Here is a 14,845-nt window from a genome sequence, read left to right on the forward strand (position 1 = left end):
AATAGCGTTCTGGAACCACCTGATCCCATCCCGAACTCAGCAGTGAAACAGAGCAGCGCCGATGGTAGTGTGGCATTTGCCCATGCGAGAGTAGGTCATCGTCAGGCGCCCAAACCCAGCCCCTAGTGCTTTGCACTAGGGGCTTTTTTCGTTTGGGCGCCTGACGATGACCTACGGGGGTGTGAGCCCTGGTGCCCGCAGGGCAGGCGACGCGCAGCGTTGCCAGGGGCGAACGCCCGGGGCGTCCCCGCGAAGGGCCGGGAATCGTCGCCGTGCGTAGCACGGCCTTTAGGCCCGTCCGGGCCCGCGGCAAGCCCGGAAGAACGTCACGGGAATCACTCATTCAGCCTGGATCTACAGCGACATCATTGCCCCCGTACAAGGCCAGCCTCTTGCTGATACAGGCGCCCTGCGGGCGCCACCCCCTCACCCCGGCCCTCTCTCGCAAGGGGAAAGGGGGAGGTGCTGTGCAAACCGGCAACATGGGTAACAGTCGCCAAACCTGACAATGGAAAAGGGCCCTGATACCTACCGGCATCGGCGCTTTCCGACAACGCTAAAGAACCTCTCAGTCCCTGAGCCCACCAAACCGCCTGTAGAAGCCGTCATTGGGCCCCGGCAAAGGACCGGAGGCATTCTCCAGTGTCTGGTCCAGCCACTCTTCAGCGCGTTCATAGATCTGCCTGTAAAGATTCCGGCACAACTGTCTCGCGCTGCGCCCTTCCCAGTCTCCCGGGAGCAGGGCGTCAGGCAATTGCGGGTCTCGGAGCAGGATCTTCCGGTATTCGTGGATGAGCAGGGTTCTGGCAATCAGGCAATCCTCGGGTGACAGCGTGTCTTCATCCTTGAGATCCTGCCAAAGAGGCCTGAACTGGTTAAGGAAACGCCGGTAGCGCCCACCCAGTTCATCGAGGTTCCAGCTCTCGCGAACCTCCCGTCGCATTGCCCTCGAGCTTAATGGCTCCACCGGATGGGTCTGCATCACGATGGTGTCTTCATAGGCATCCCACTCCTGCAGTGAGGGCAGTAACTCTTCCCTTTGCATTCTGGGGTGAATCATCACGCCTTGACCTATACTCCCGAAACTCAGCCATTTCAGTTCTTCCCGGACGCGACGGCGAGCGTCGGGCTCCAGTTGGGTGAGCAGGACCAACGTCCAACTGCCGGTCCATTCCCGGGTTGACATTTCGTACACGTGTTTGAATGCCTGCTCAAAGCGCCTGAGGCCAGGCCCGGTCAGGCTGTAGTAACTGCACCGACCGATTTTCTCGGCCTGTAGCCAGTTTTCCTTGACCAGGCGATACACCGAGGTGCGTACCAGGCGCTCATTGATGCCCACTGGTTCCAGCAGGCGGGCAAGACTGCCGAGCCAGACGGTGCCGCCCCTTGGAACAATGGCATCACCATACAGGGTGATGATCAAAGAGCCGGCCCGGATCGGGCGTTTTTTCTGGAATTGGCTGACGAGATGGTCGAGCTGCTTTTTGGCGGACATAGGCTGAGGAATCTGCTTGAGAAACACTATGAAAAATTAAGCGCCTATTATCCTTATCTAATGGTTGCGGGTAAAACAACCATTTACCGAAGACCGGTGGTGGCGCTTTCCTAAATCGGTTGACAGGAACAATACGATACAATAGCGTTCGTTGTAAGTCTTGATATGTGTCAGGAGGCGATGACTCCCAAGTAGTCAGCATGCTTACTGATGCCTTGGTAGCCAGGACTCTGGAGAGTCTCTTCCTGGACACCTCTTGGACTCTGTGAAGCGGAAAGTGAATCATGAAATCACGGATCACTTTCCGATTAGGTAACAAAAACAATGAGAGCACGCGTGCTCCAAAACCTGGGAGAAAAACAATGACCAAGAAAAGCCTCTTGCGTCGTGCTGGTGTGGTGGCGGCTTCGCTGACAGCCAGCGTGCTGATGTCTGCACAGGCAGCCGAGCCCATCAAAATCGGCTCGTTCCTTTCTGTTACCGGCCCCGCTTCCTTTCTGGGAGACCCGGAGCTGAAAACCCTCGAAATGTATGTAGAAAAAATCAATGAGGAAGGTGGTGTGCTCGGGCGACAGCTGGAGTTAATCCATTATGATGACGTGGGCAACGCTTCCAACGCCCGTAACTTCGCTGGCCGACTGATTCGCTCCGATCAGGTAGATATCATTGTGGGGGGCAGCACCACGGGTGCCACCATGGCCGCTGCTCCGCTTGTCCAGCAGGCAGGAATGCCCTTCATTTCACTGGCCGGGGCAGTGACCATAGTCAGTCCGGTTCAGGAATGGGTATTCAAAACACCGCAGTCGGACCGCATGGCGGCGGAGCGGATCCTTTGGGACATGGAGCGTCGTGGTTTCGACAAGATCGGCCTGATTTCCGGTACCGGTGGTTTCGGCGCCTCTGGCCGCAAACAGACACTGGAGGTTGCCGGCGAGTACGGTATCGAGGTGGTCGCGGATGAAACCTACGGTCCGTCCGATTCGGATATGACCGCCCAGCTTACCAACATCAGCAATGCTGATGGTGTAGACGCGGTGCTGAACTTCGGTTTCGGCCAGGGCCCGGCCATCGTCACCAAGAACTATGCTGCACTGGATATCGACCTGCCGTTCTACCAGTCTCACGGCGTTGCTTCTGATGCTTTCCTGGATCTGGCGGGTGATGCCGCTGAAGGTCTGCGCCTGCCTGCATCTCCTCTTCTGGTACCCGCTGCGCTTCCTGACGATGACCCCCAGAAAGCTGTGGTACAGGGTTACAAGGAGGCCTATGAGGAACGTTGGGATTCCAGGGTTTCAACTTTCGGTGGGTATGCCTACGACGGGCTGATGCTGGCTGTTCAGGCTATCGAGGCCGCAGGTAGCACCGATAAGGCCGCTGTCAGGGACGAGCTGGAGGACATCTCTGGCTACGTGGGCGTTACAGGTATCTACAACATGGCGCCGGATGATCATAACGGCCTGGCACCGGAATCGTTCCGGATCCTCGAGGTCAAGGACGGTGACTGGATGCTGGTCGACTAATCAGCTGACCAACCCTCTGCCCCCGGCCGCCTGAGGCAGGCGCCGGGGGTACCTGACGGTGTCTTTCCTATGTTTTCAGAATTCCTGCAGTTCCTGTTTACTGGTATTACCATCGGTGCCACCTATGCGCTGGTCGCGCTTGGTTTCACCATCATCTACAACGCCAGTCACGTGATCAACTTCGCTCAGGGCGAGTTCCTGATGATTGGCGGGATGGCAACCGTGTCCTTTATGGGCATGGGTATTCCCATGTTTTTTGCGATTATCCTGGCGGTTCTGCTGGCATGCCTGGTTGGCGTTGCACTCCAGCGGCTGGCCATCGCTCCGGCAAAAAATGCCGATGTAGTGACGCTGATTATCATAACCATCGGTGCCTCCATTTTTATCCGTGGCATTGCTCAGGTCGTCTGGGGTAAGGACTACCATGTGGTGCCGCCGTTCACCGGCAACGAGCCCATTCGCCTTGGCGGGGCGGTACTGAATTCCCAGAGCCTCTGGGTAATCGGTATTGGCGCGGTGCTGGTTGTGGCGCTGATCGTATTCTTCACCCGCACTCTGATAGGCCGGGCCATCCTCGGCACCTCGATGAACAAGCTTGCGGCCCAGTTAGTCGGGATCAAGACGCAGATGGTCCTGATGCTGGCGTTCGGGCTTTCGGCCCTGCTGGGTTCAGTCGCAGGCGTCACCGTGGCGCCCATCACCTTCACCTCTTATGACATTGGAATCCTGCTGGCGCTCAAAGGATTCGTGGCAGCTGCCATGGGTGGCCTCGGCAGTGGTCTCGGCGCCGTGGTGGGGGGCTTGCTTCTGGGCATCGTGGAGTCGATGACGGCTGGTTACATTTCCTCCGAATACAAGGACGCCGTGGCCTTTTCCATGATTCTGTTGGTCCTCTTTTTCATGCCCCGTGGTCTGTTCGGTGGCCGAACCGTGGAGCGTGTGTAATGTTGCAGCGTTTTATTGACTGGCGAATGAATTATGTACTGGTTCTCGCCATCATCGTCTTTGTTGTACCTCTGCTGATGGACAATCCGTTTTACTTCGACCTCGCTACGCAGATTCTCATCATCGCCGCCACTGTGGTGGGACTGAACCTGCTGGTTGGTTATGCCGGGCAGATAAGCCTGGGGCATGCGGGGTTTTATGGTATGGGCGCCTATTTCAGTGCCATTGCCACGACCACTTACAACTGGCCGCCGCTGCTGGCCATCGTGGTAGCGGCGGCGGTGGTTGGGCTTATCGCCTATGTTGTCGGGCGGCCGATCCTGAGACTCAAGGGGCACTACCTCTCCATGGCGACCTTGGCCGTGGGTTTCATTATTGCCATTATCCTCAACAACGAGAGTGAGCTGACTGGCGGGCCGGACGGCATGTCGGTGGTGCCGCTGAGCCTGTTTGGCTGGGAACTGAGTACTTTCGGCCTGTATTCAATGTTCGGTTTCGAGATACCCGGTCACATTGCCTGGTACCTGGTGGCCGGTGTCCTGCTGCTGGTGGCGGTGGTAGTTGCCCAGAATATTATTGATTCGCCTATTGGCAGAGCCCTGCGGTCGATTCATGGCTCCGAGATCGCTGCTCGTACCGTGGGTGTGGATACGACGCATTACAAGAGCCTGGTGTTCGTGGTTTCCGCAATTTATGCGAGCGTCATGGGGAGTGTGTTTGCCCACTTTACCGGGTTTATTACGCCAGCCATTGCCGGCTTCGACTACTCGATCGTGCTGATCACTATGGTTGTGCTTGGTGGCATGGCTTCGCCGATGGGGGTCATTCTGGGAGCGGTCGTGCTCAAGCTGATGCCTCAGTTTCTTGCCGGTTTCCAGGAGTACGAGACGGCCATTTTCGGCTTTATCCTGATGGCCACCATGATCTTCATGCCCAAGGGCTTTTACCCCACGGCCATGAACGCACTGCGCCGCAAGCTGGGCCGGTATTCCGGAGGTGAGGCATGACGGTAATGATTGATATCAAAGGCCTCGACAAGGAATTCGGTGGCGTGCATGCCATTGAGGGTCTTGAGTTCTCTGTTGAGCAGGGCCAGGTGTATTCAGTCATTGGCCCTAACGGTGCGGGCAAAACGACGCTGTTCAACCTGATCACAGGCTTTTATATCCCCACCCGGGGTGATATCACCCTGAACGGTGAAAGTGTGGTGGGCATGGATCCGAACCGTCTGGCGGAGCGAGGCATGTGCCGTACGTTCCAGCAGATGCAGGTCTGCATGAATATGACAGCGCTGGAGAACGTCATGCTTGGCCGCCATCTGCAGATTCGGGCCAATCTTCTTACCTCCATGTTCCGTCTGCCGTCGCTGCTGCGGGAAGAGAAAGCCTGCCGCGAGCGATCGGAGGAACTAATGAAGTTTGTGGGCTGCGGGGATTACCTTGATACCGAGGCGTCGGCGATGTCCTACGGCGCCCTCAAGCGTCTGGAAATTGCCCGGGCACTGGCGGCGGATCCGAAGATTCTGTTGCTGGATGAGCCTGCTGCCGGTCTCAACGGCACCGAAACGGCTGAGCTTGAGGAGTTGATCCGCAAGATCGCCCAGCAGGGAGTGACGGTGATGCTGGTTGAGCATGACATGAAGTTGGTCATGGGTATTTCGGACCGGCTACTGGTGATCAACTATGGTCGCAAGCTGGCCGAAGGCACCCCGGAAGAAATTCGCAACAATCCAGACGTAATTGCTGCCTATCTGGGTGGCTGAGTGGAAGGGCATGTATCATGAGTGAACAGAACCAGACTACGACACCTGCCCGGTCGCGCAGCGAGCAGGCAGTAGGCATTATTATCCGCGAACACCAGGGTTTGTGGCGAGTGATCGACCTGGTCGAGCAGCTCCAGCAGGATATGAATGTGAATAGTCAGCGCCCCGATGAGGTGCTGTTCAATACCATCTTTGATTATATCCAGCACTTCTCCAACCGTGTCCACAGTCAACCAACGGAGATCGTGCTATACAAGAAGGTACGTGAGAAGTCACCGGAAACCGGACCGCTGCTGGACAAACTGGAGCGCGGCTACGTCATTGGTCATCAGAAGATCAACGAGTTACGGGAGTTGCTGTCCGCCTGTGTCAAGGGATGGCCAGACGGGCGGGAAGCTTTCAATCATGCCCTGACCCGTTTTACCCAGGCGTTGCGCAAGCACATCAAGAAGGAAGAGGGGGTGGTGATTCCCCGGGCGAAGGAGGTGCTGACCGAGGAAGACTGGCGGCAAATCGCCGAGGCCCGGGATCAGCAAAATGATCCCTTGTTTGGTGACCGGGTTCGGGAGGAGTTCCGCGAGCTGCGGCATCAGATCGTCAGCTATACGCCGGAGCGATTCGGCGGCCTGGGGCTGAGTCATCCTGCCAGCAAGCCGGAAACCGGCACCGAGATGTTGTCCATTGAGGGGGTCGTGTCTTCTTATGGCCAGATTGAGGTGCTGCACGATATCAACCTGAAGATCAACAGCGGGGAGATCGTGTCACTGGTAGGCGCCAACGGCGCTGGCAAGTCCACTCTGTTGATGGCCATTTCCGGCTTGCAACCTCTGGACAAGGGGCAGATGAGTTTCGAGGGTGAGAATCTGAACAAGATGTCGGTGGACAAGCGTGTTTCCAGAGGCATTGTCCAGGTCCCTGAGGGGCGTCAGGTGTTCAAGGATCTGAGCGTTCGTGACAACCTGCGTCTCGGTGCCTATACCCGTAAGCAGGGACCAGAAGTTCAGCGCGATCTGCAAAAGGTCTATAGCAGGTTTCCGATTCTGGAGCAGAAGCAGGATAATCTGGCTGGTGAGCTTTCCGGTGGGCAGCAGCAGATGCTGGCGATCGGTCGGGCGTTGATGGCCAGGCCGCGTCTGTTGCTACTGGATGAGCCGAGTATGGGTCTGGCGCCGCTGATTGTGGAGGAAATTTTCGGAATTATCCGGGAGCTCACGGAGGAGGGTATTACCGTCTTCCTGGTTGAACAGAATGCCTCCCAGGCCCTGGCTCTGGCCGATCGTGGTTATGTGCTGGAGACCGGGCGTGTGGTGCTTGAGGGCACCGGGCGGGAGCTGCTTAGTAACGAGAAGGTTCGGGAGGCTTATCTGGGCATGTAATTGCCTGGAAACAGTGGTCTTGTGGTTTGGGAGTACGGCCACTAATCCTCATAAAAAAGCCGGACTGGCATGAACCAGTCCGGCTTTTTTGTAGGTGACTCGTCCTTGATGAGGTTACCGGTATGACCTCTCCCGGTTGGGAGAGGCCGGGTAAGGGTTTACTGCCGCTTGGCAACCAGCGTCAGAATGTCATAGCTGGCCACCAGCTCGTCTTCCTGGTTGGTCACCTCCACATCCCACATCACAACGCCCTGGGGATGGCCCTCGGGTGAGGTCCGGCCCTGGTCGATCTTGCGCTTGCAGGTGAGGCGGGCGCGGATGGTATCGCCCGGGGCTACCGGGGTGATGAAGCGCAGCGTGTCCAGGCCGTAGTTGGCCAGCACGGGGCCTTCACCAGGGTAGACGAACAGGCCGGCAGCAGCCGACAGCACGAAGTAGCCGTGGGCGATGCGCTGACCGAACTGGGTCTTTTTCGCGGCGATGTCGTCGAAGTGCATGTAGAAGTGGTCGCCAGAAAGGCAGCCGAAGTTGACGATGTCGGCTTCGGTGACCGTGCGGCGATGAGTGAGCAGCGACTCACCCACCTGCAGATCGTCGAAATGGCGACGGAACGGGTGGATGTCGTTCTCGATGACTTTTGCGCCCCGGACGTATTCCCGGGTCACCGCGGCCACCATGGTGGGCGAGCCCTGGATCGCGGTGCGCTGCAGATAGTGGTGCACGGCGCGGATACCGCCGAGTTCCTCACCTCCGCCGGCGCGGCCAGGGCCGCCGTGTTTGAGCATGGGCAGCGGCGAGCCGTGGCCGGTGGATTCCTTCGACGCTTCCGCATCCAGGATCTGCAGACGCCCGTGCTGGGCGGCCAGTACCGGAATCATTTGGGCGGCAATGGCCGGGTCTTTGGTGGTCAGCGTGGTGACCAGGCTGCCCTTGCCCTTGGCGGCAATGGTCAGGGCCTCGTCGATGCTGTTGTAGGGCATCAGGGTGGCCACCGGGCCGAAGGCCTCGATGTCGTGAGCACCGCCATCGTTCAGCGGGTTGCGGTTGATCAGAAGGTGCGGCTCGATGAAGGCGCCGTTCTCGACTCCCTGCCCCACGGGCTTGAAGCTGCCATCTTTGCCGAAGACGCACTCACTGGTTTCCAGCAGTCTGTCGATCGCTTCGTTGACATCCCGGAGCTGGTCGCTGGACGACAGGGCACCCAGACGCACGCCTTCCTCCTTGGGGTCACCCGCCACGATGGTGGAGAGCCGCTCCTTGATCTTGTCCGCCAACGCATCCAGGTGTTCGGCCGGCACCAGGACCCGTCGGATCGCGGTACACTTCTGGCCTGCCTTGGACGTCATCTCCTTGACCACTTCCTTGGCGAAGATTCCGAATTCCTCGTCTCCCGGGCCTACGTCAGGTGCCATGATGGCGCTGTTCAGGGAGTCCGCCTCGGCGTTGAACGGGATGCTCTTCGCCATGATATTGGGATTACTCTTCAACTTCAGGGCAGTGTTCGCCGAGCCGGTGAAGGTTACAAAATCCTGCTCTTCCAGGCGGTCCAGCAGGTCGCCGGTACCGCCGATGACCAGTTGCAGGGCACCCTCGGGCAGCAGGCCGGAGTCGTTGATGACCCTGACGGCGGCTTCGGTCAGGTAGCTGGTAGCGGTTGCCGGTTTGAAGATGCAGGGCATCCCCGCCAGGAATGCCGGGGCGAACTTCTCCAGCATACCCCAGATGGGGAAGTTGAAGGCATTGATATGGACCGAAACGCCACGGCGAGGCACCATGATGTGGGTGCCGTTGAAGTGGTTCTCCTTGCCCAGCTGGGTCACCGGGCCTTCGTGGGCCACATTGCCCGAGGGCAGTTCCTTTCGGCCGGTAGAGGCATAGGTGAACAGGGTCCCGAAGCCGCCATCGATGTCGATCCAGGAGTCTGCTTTGGTGCAACCGGTGTGGTGAGAGATGGCGTAGAGCTCATCCTTGCGGCCCTGGATATAGATCGCCAGCTCCTTGAGGATGGCGGCCCTCTGCTGGAAGTCCAGTGACAGCAGGTTTTTCACGCCGGTGTTGCGGGCGTGGTTAATGGCCTCACCAAAGTCGATTGTCTCTTCGTGGGTGTGGGCAACCGTTTCGCCGTTGATGGCGCTTGGCAGTGCCTTGGCTGCGTTTTTTCCGAGCCACTGGCCTGCGATGTAACTCTGTAGGACTGACATTACGCGTTCTCCGCAAATCTGTTGTTATCAGGATAAACAAAGCCGGCGCAGGGGCCGGCTTCGGGAACAGGTGGATCCGGGCTCAGACCTCGTCGTAGTCGAGCACCACCTTGTCGCTGACCGGATAGCACTGGCAGGACAGCACATAGCCGGCTTCTACCTCGTAGTCTTCCAGTGCGTAGTTGGCGTCCATTTCCACCTCCCCTTCGATCACCTTGGCCTTGCAGGTGGAGCACACGCCGGCTTTGCAGGAGAAGGGCAGGTCAGCGCCCATCTCGTTGCCGGCATCGAGGATGCTGTCGGTGTTGCGGGTCAGGTCGAAGGTCAGGGCCCGACCGTCCGCGCGCACAGTGACTTCGCTGACTGCCTGCGGATCCACCTCTGTTTCCGCGCGGTCCTTGCGGGGCGCCTTGCCGCCACCAGCGGGGGTAAACAATTCAAAATGAATTTTTGACTTGTCCAGCCCGTGGCGCTGTAACGAATCACGAACGGTTTCGGTCATGATCTGCGGACCGCAGATAAAGGCAGCCGTCAGTTTTTCAGCATTGAGCCAGTGGTCGAACAGGGCATTGCACTTGTCCGAGTCAATACGCCCGTTGTACAGGTCAATATCCTGCTCCTCGCGGCTGAACAGGAACACCAGGTTGAACCGGCCCATGAAACGGTTTTTCAGATCTTCCAGCTGTTCACGGAACATGGTGGAAACGGTGGACCGGTTGCCGTAGAAAAGCGTCACCTTGCTTTTGGGCTCGGTTTCCAGCGTCGTCTTGACGATAGACATGATAGGCGTTATGCCGCTGCCGGCAGCCACGGCCAGGTAGTCGCCTTCCCGTTCCGGGTCCAGCTCCACGAAGAAATGCCCTTGTGGTGGCATCACCTCCAGCGTCTGGCCCGGCTTGAGCCGTTCGTTCGCCAGGGTGGAAAAGCGCCCACCGGGCACTTTCTTGACGGCAATACGCAGTTCCTGGTCGCTGACACCAGCGCAGATGGAGTAGGAGCGGCGCACTTCTTCGCCGTCCAGTTCGGTGCGCAGGATCAGGTGCTGACCCTGGTGGTAACTGAAGGTTTTTTGCAGGTCTTCCGGCAGATCAAAGCAGAGGGACACGGCGTCCCGGGTTTCCGGCCGGACTTCACGAATGGTGAGAGGGTAGAACTTGTTCATGATTGTTCTTCTCTAGATGCATTTGAAGTAGTCAAAGGGCTCACGGCAATCGAGGCAACGATACAGTGCCTTGCAGGCGGTGGAGCCGAACTCGCTGACTCTTTCGGTGTGGGCGCTGCCACAATGAGGGCAGGTAATGGTTTCCTCCACGCCCTTGAGAGTCAGTTTGCTGGAGCTGCCCACGGGCGGAGCGATGCCAAATTCCTGTAACTTTCTGCGACCGGTCTCGGTGATCCAGTCAGTGGTCCAGGCAGGGGTCAATACCCTGCGGATCCGGCCATTACGGATACCCGCCAGACCCATGGCCTCCTCAATGGATTCCTCGATCATCTCGGTCGCAGGGCAGCCAGAGTAGGTAGGGGTTACGTCCACCACCCACTCGCCATTCTCCTCGGCGATGCGTCGCACCATGCCCAGCTCCACCACGCTGACCGCCGGTACCTCCGGATCCTTTACCTCATCCAGCAAGGCCCAGAGGTCCGCTTCCGTGACCGGTTGGCTGCGGTCACGGGCGGGTATGCGGTCGCTGGCGATTACCGGCTGGTCTTCCAGCAGGGATCGCGGTTCGGGTTTACCAGGTCTTGGCATCCGGATACGCCCTCGGCAGGAACTGCATCTCGGCCAGAATAAAGCCGAGGTGCTCGGTGTGATGGCCCACCTTGGCGCCCCGGTACATCCAGGCGTCCTCCGGGGGCGGAGTCAGTGTGGCCTCGGTGAGCACCTCGTTAACCAGGCCGCGCCAGTCGGCAGCCAGCTGTTCCGGGTCAGGGCCGATGCCGGCCTTGAACAGCTGTTGCTCGACCTCATCGGCCTCGATCATCTCGCCGGTGAATCGCCACAGATCATCCACTGCGGTCTGCATGCGCTGGTGGCTCTCCTCGGTGCCGTCACCGAAACGCTTCACCCATTCGGAGGAGCGCCGCAGGTGGTACTGGATTTCCTTCGCGGCCTTGGCAGCGATGCTCGCGATACGCTCGTCCGGCGCCTGGGTCAGAGCGGCGATGGTGAAATAGTGCCAGGCGTCGAAAAAGAACTGGCGACCCATGGTAACGGCGTAGTCACCGTTGGGTTGCTCCACCATCAGTGCATTGCGGTAGCGATTGGCATCGCGCTTGAACGCCAGGTCATCAGCGCTGCGGCCGTCATTGATCAGTTCTGCAGCGTACTCGTACCAGTTACGGGCCTGACCCACCAGGTCCAGGGCCACGTTCATCAACGCCATTTCTTCTTCCAGTGCCGGCGCCTTGCCGCACAATTCGCACAGGCGCTGGCCCAGAATCATGTCTGAGTCTGCCAGGCGCAGCAGGTATTCCTGCAGTGCCTCTTGTTGTGTCATTGTCTTGCTCATGCTGGTCTCCCTTACATGTGGCCGACTTCGTCGGGCAGCTTGTAGAAGGAGGCGTGGCGGTAGACCTTGTCGTCAGCCGGATCAAAGAGCACCTCTTTCTCATCCGGCGAGGAGGCGGCAATGGCGGCGGAAGGCACCACCCAGATTGAGACGCCTTCATTGCGACGGGTGTACAGGTCACGGGCGTTTTCCATGGCCATCTCCGCATCGGCGGCGTGCACACTGCCTACATGCTTGTGGTTGAGGCCATGCTTGCTGCGTACAAAAACTTCGTAAAGGGGCCAGTCAGCCATGATTCATCTCCTGTCAGGCAGCGTTCTGCTGTTTTTGTTGCTTTTTCTCGGCGTAGACCTTCGCGGCCTCGCGAACCCAGGCGCCACCGTCAATGGCGTTCTTGCGGGTTTCGATACGCTCTTTATTGCAGGGGCCGTTGCCCTTCAGCACGTCGTAGAACTCCTGCCAGTCGATCTCGCCAAAGTCGTAGTGGCCTCGTTCCTCGTTCCACTTCAGGTCCGGGTCCGGAGCGGTGCAGCCCAGGAATTCCAGCTGGGGAACAGTCTGGTCGATGAACATCTGGCGCAGTTCATCGTTGCTCTTTCGCTTGATCTTCCACGCCATGGACTGCTGGGAGTTCGGTGACTGATCGTCGGACGGGCCGAACATCATCAGGGATGGCCACCAGAAACGGTTGATGGAATCCTGAACCATCTCCTTCTGCTCTTCGGTCCCCTCACGCATCATATCGAGCAGGATCTGGTAACCCTGGCGCTGATGGAAGCTCTCTTCCTTACAGATGCGGATCATGGCGCGGGAGTACGGGCCGTAGGAGGTGCGCTGCAGCACAACCTGGTTAACGATGGCGGCGCCATCCACCAGCCAGCCCACAGTGCCCATATCTGCCCAGCTCAGGGTGGGGTAGTTGAAAATCGAGGAGTACTTAACCGTGCCTGCGTGAAGCTTGTCGATCTCTTCATCCCGGTCAGCGCCCAGTGTCTCCATGGCGCTGTAAAGGTACAGACCGTGACCGGCCTCATCCTGGATTTTGGCCATCAGCTGGAGTTTGCGCTTGAGACTCGGCGCACGGGTAACCCAATTACCTTCCGGCAGCATGCCAACCACTTCCGAGTGGGCGTGCTGAGAGATCTGGCGGACCAGGGTCTTGCGATAACCCTCAGGCATCCAGTTCTTGGCTTCGATCTTGGTTTCCGCGTCAACCTTGAGCTGGAACTCGCGCTCTTCTGGAGACATCTCCTCAAGGGTCTTGAGACGCTTGGCGCCGGTTTCGACGAGTTGTGCGTACATGGTGTACCTCCGGTTCCGGTAATCAGGTTCTTTTCCCGGGCGTGTGCCGCCAACACGGCGCGCACGGAATCGATTTTGCCCACAAGACCTGCTGGATGATGACTTCATTATTTATGATACCTTGGTAAATATCAAGGTATCAGTTTCTGTATCACGTTGGTTTTAAGACTATCTGGAAATAACCAGTGAGCGGTCAATTCCAGTCGACCTAATAGATCGTTTTTTCGAGATTTTAAGGATATCGTCCTGTTTTCTGGATGTGATACGCCATATCCCGGTTCCATGGCCATAACGTGCTTGGATTAATCAGAAAAAAGCCCCGTCGAAACGGGGCAACGGTTCGACCAACAGGAGACCTGGTCTGCGCGATAAAGCGTTACTTCCGGCGGTCGAAAACGCGTTTGGCCTTGCCTTCGGAGCGCGCCAGCCGGCCCGGCTCGGTAATATCGACCCGTGTGCTGATACCGATGAAGGATTTGATGTTGTGGCTCAGCTTTTGGGCGTATTTTCCCCGCTCTCCCGCGTCGGCGCTGCCGTGCTCCGGCTTGAGTTCGCAGCGGATGTCGATGCAATCCAGGTTGCCTTCCTTGTAGACCTCGATTTCATAGTGGGGCGACAGCTCACCAATACGCAGGATCTGCTCCTCAATCTGGCTGGGGAACACATTAACGCCGCGGATGATCAACATGTCGTCGCTGCGACCGGTGATCTTGTCGATACGACGCATGGGGCGTGCGGTGCCCGGCAGCAGTCGGGTCAGGTCGCGGGTACGGTAGCGCAGGATAGGCAGGCCTTCCTTGGTAAGGGAGGTGAACACCAGTTCTCCGTACTCGCCGTCCGCCAGTACATCGCCGGTTTCCGGGTTGATGATCTCCGGGTAGAAGTGGTCTTCCCAGATGGTGGGGCCATCTTTGGTCTCGATGCACTCCATGCCGACACCCGGGCCCATGACTTCGGACAGGCCGTATATGTCCAGGGCGTCAATGCCCATGCGTTCTTCGATTTCCTGACGCATGGCGTTTGTCCAGGGCTCGGCGCCAAAGATGCCCAGTCGCAGGGGCAGGTCATGGGGATTGATGCCCTGGCGCTCGATCTCGTCTGCCAGGTTCAGCATGTAGGAGGGGGTTACCATAATGATGTCGGGCTGGAAATCCTTGAGCAGCTGAACCTGTTTCTCGGTCTGGCCGCCGGACATGGGGATCACGGTACAGCCCAGCTTTTCAGCGCCATAGTGGGCGCCCAGGCCGCCGGTGAACAACCCATAGCCATAGGCTACGTGTACCTTGTCACCGGCATGGCCGCCGCCGGCGCGGATGGAGCGGGCCACCACGCTGGCCCAGGTGTCGATGTCCTTCTGGGTGTAGCCAACCACCGTGGGTTTGCCGGTAGTGCCGCTGGACGCATGCACCCGCACGATCTGCTCCATGGGGGTGGCGAACATGCCGAACGGGTAGTTGGCCCGCAGGTCGTCCTTCATGGTGAAGGGCACCTTGGCCAGATCCTCAAGGCTGTTGATGTCCATCGGCTTCAGGCCAATCTTGTCGAAGGCGTCCCGGTAAAAGGGGACATTGGTGTAGGCGTGGTTGATGCTCCAGCGCAGTCGCTGCAGTTGCTCGTGGCGGAGTTCGTCAAGGCTGGCGGTTTCAAGATGGTCAAGGGGACCGATTTTCTGCATGGGTAGTGTCATGGTGCTATTCCCGGTATTGGACTTGTTGATGAATTCACGGGTCCGCT

Annotated in this window: 13 protein-coding genes, 1 rRNA gene and 1 pseudogene; 7 read left to right on the top strand and 8 right to left on the bottom strand. The window is 58.4% G+C overall.

What is annotated here, in order from left to right; all coding sequences use genetic code 11:
• Positions 1–107 (top strand): 5S ribosomal RNA (gene rrf, locus IE079_RS06630); the annotation flags it as partial.
• Between the two features lie 461 nt (positions 108–568).
• Here the strand turns inward: rrf and paaX are convergent.
• A complete protein-coding gene (gene paaX, locus IE079_RS06635) occupies positions 569–1,495 on the bottom strand; it encodes a phenylacetic acid degradation operon negative regulatory protein PaaX (RefSeq protein ID WP_189574725.1) in 927 nt (308 codons plus the stop codon).
• 362 nt (positions 1,496–1,857) lie between these two features.
• Between paaX and IE079_RS06640 the strand changes: the two genes are divergently transcribed.
• The 6 genes and pseudogenes from IE079_RS06640 (at position 1,858) to IE079_RS18785 (ending at position 7,098) form a co-directional block, all read left to right on the top strand.
• Positions 1,858–3,015 carry an ABC transporter substrate-binding protein gene (locus IE079_RS06640; RefSeq protein WP_189574727.1) on the top strand — a complete coding sequence of 386 codons (1,158 nt, stop codon included), beginning with the start codon at positions 1,858–1,860 and terminating at the stop codon, positions 3,013–3,015.
• Positions 3,016–3,084: 69 nt separating this feature from the next.
• Positions 3,085–3,960 carry a branched-chain amino acid ABC transporter permease gene (locus IE079_RS06645; protein WP_189574729.1) on the top strand — a complete coding sequence of 292 codons (876 nt, stop codon included), beginning with the start codon at positions 3,085–3,087 and terminating at the stop codon, positions 3,958–3,960.
• Positions 3,960–4,967 (top strand): branched-chain amino acid ABC transporter permease, encoded by a 1,008-nt coding sequence (locus IE079_RS06650; protein ID WP_189574731.1) that lies wholly within the window; start codon positions 3,960–3,962, stop codon positions 4,965–4,967. Before IE079_RS06645 ends, IE079_RS06650 begins: the two co-directional genes overlap by 1 nt.
• Positions 4,964–5,722 (top strand): ABC transporter ATP-binding protein, encoded by a 759-nt coding sequence (locus IE079_RS06655; RefSeq protein ID WP_189574733.1) that lies wholly within the window; start codon positions 4,964–4,966, stop codon positions 5,720–5,722. Before IE079_RS06650 ends, IE079_RS06655 begins: the two co-directional genes overlap by 4 nt.
• A 17-nt stretch (positions 5,723–5,739) precedes the next feature.
• A pseudogene (locus IE079_RS18780) lies at positions 5,740–6,189 on the top strand (hemerythrin domain-containing protein); the annotation flags it as partial.
• A 204-nt stretch (positions 6,190–6,393) separates the two neighbouring features.
• Complete coding sequence (locus IE079_RS18785; RefSeq protein ID WP_227712403.1) at positions 6,394–7,098, top strand: ABC transporter ATP-binding protein; 705 nt, start codon at positions 6,394–6,396, stop codon at positions 7,096–7,098.
• Positions 7,099–7,256: 158 nt separating this feature from the next.
• On the opposite strand, the gene paaZ is transcribed toward IE079_RS18785, so the two are convergent.
• The 7 genes from paaZ to paaK all read right to left on the bottom strand — a co-directional run bounded on the left by paaZ (position 7,257) and on the right by paaK (position 14,798).
• The gene (gene paaZ / locus IE079_RS06665; protein ID WP_189574739.1) at positions 7,257–9,299 is read right to left on the bottom strand and encodes a phenylacetic acid degradation bifunctional protein PaaZ; all 2,043 of its coding nucleotides are present in this window, start codon (positions 9,297–9,299) and stop codon (positions 7,257–7,259) included.
• 82 nt (positions 9,300–9,381) lie between these two features.
• On the bottom strand, positions 9,382–10,461 hold the full coding sequence (paaE, locus tag IE079_RS06670) for a 1,2-phenylacetyl-CoA epoxidase subunit PaaE (RefSeq protein ID WP_189574742.1): 1,080 nt from the start codon (positions 10,459–10,461) through the stop codon (positions 9,382–9,384).
• A 12-nt stretch (positions 10,462–10,473) separates the two neighbouring features.
• On the bottom strand, positions 10,474–11,013 hold the full coding sequence (gene paaD, locus IE079_RS06675; protein WP_227712404.1) for a 1,2-phenylacetyl-CoA epoxidase subunit PaaD: 540 nt from the start codon (positions 11,011–11,013) through the stop codon (positions 10,474–10,476).
• Between the two features lie 19 nt (positions 11,014–11,032).
• Positions 11,033–11,797, bottom strand: a complete 765-nt coding sequence (gene paaC, locus IE079_RS06680) for a 1,2-phenylacetyl-CoA epoxidase subunit PaaC (RefSeq protein WP_189575598.1) — start codon at positions 11,795–11,797, stop codon at positions 11,033–11,035.
• Positions 11,798–11,820: 23 nt separating this feature from the next.
• Entirely contained in the window at positions 11,821–12,102 is a 282-nt protein-coding gene (paaB, locus tag IE079_RS06685) for a 1,2-phenylacetyl-CoA epoxidase subunit PaaB (RefSeq protein WP_189574749.1), read from the bottom strand.
• Positions 12,103–12,115: 13 nt separating this feature from the next.
• A complete protein-coding gene (gene paaA, locus IE079_RS06690) occupies positions 12,116–13,111 on the bottom strand; it encodes a 1,2-phenylacetyl-CoA epoxidase subunit PaaA (protein WP_189574752.1) in 996 nt (331 codons plus the stop codon).
• Between the two features lie 376 nt (positions 13,112–13,487).
• Positions 13,488–14,798, bottom strand: coding sequence for a phenylacetate--CoA ligase PaaK (gene paaK / locus IE079_RS06695; RefSeq protein ID WP_189574755.1), 1,311 nt, complete (start codon positions 14,796–14,798; stop codon positions 13,488–13,490).
• Positions 14,799–14,845 lie beyond the last annotated feature (47 nt).

Origin of the sequence: Marinobacter zhanjiangensis, assembly GCF_014651935.1 — a bacterium.
GTDB lineage: Bacteria > Pseudomonadota > Gammaproteobacteria > Pseudomonadales > Oleiphilaceae > Marinobacter > Marinobacter zhanjiangensis.

Bases quoted from the DNA above. Each gene is read 5' to 3' on its own strand.
- paaX (WP_189574725.1), bottom strand. From the start codon at position 1,495: ATGTCCGCCAAAAAGCAGCTCGACCATCTCGTCAGCCAATTCCAGAAA.
- IE079_RS06640 (WP_189574727.1), top strand. From the start codon at position 1,858: ATGACCAAGAAAAGCCTCTTGCGTCGTGCTGGTGTGGTGGCGGCTTCG.
- IE079_RS06645 (WP_189574729.1), top strand. From the start codon at position 3,085: ATGTTTTCAGAATTCCTGCAGTTCCTGTTTACTGGTATTACCATCGGT.
- IE079_RS06650 (WP_189574731.1), top strand. From the start codon at position 3,960: ATGTTGCAGCGTTTTATTGACTGGCGAATGAATTATGTACTGGTTCTC.
- IE079_RS06655 (WP_189574733.1), top strand. From the start codon at position 4,964: ATGACGGTAATGATTGATATCAAAGGCCTCGACAAGGAATTCGGTGGC.
- IE079_RS18785 (WP_227712403.1), top strand. From the start codon at position 6,394: ATGTTGTCCATTGAGGGGGTCGTGTCTTCTTATGGCCAGATTGAGGTG.
- paaZ (WP_189574739.1), bottom strand. From the start codon at position 9,299: ATGTCAGTCCTACAGAGTTACATCGCAGGCCAGTGGCTCGGAAAAAAC.
- paaE (WP_189574742.1), bottom strand. From the start codon at position 10,461: ATGAACAAGTTCTACCCTCTCACCATTCGTGAAGTCCGGCCGGAAACC.
- paaC (WP_189575598.1), bottom strand. From the start codon at position 11,797: ATGACACAACAAGAGGCACTGCAGGAATACCTGCTGCGCCTGGCAGAC.
- paaB (WP_189574749.1), bottom strand. From the start codon at position 12,102: ATGGCTGACTGGCCCCTTTACGAAGTTTTTGTACGCAGCAAGCATGGC.
- paaA (WP_189574752.1), bottom strand. From the start codon at position 13,111: ATGTACGCACAACTCGTCGAAACCGGCGCCAAGCGTCTCAAGACCCTT.
- paaK (WP_189574755.1), bottom strand. From the start codon at position 14,798: ATGACACTACCCATGCAGAAAATCGGTCCCCTTGACCATCTTGAAACC.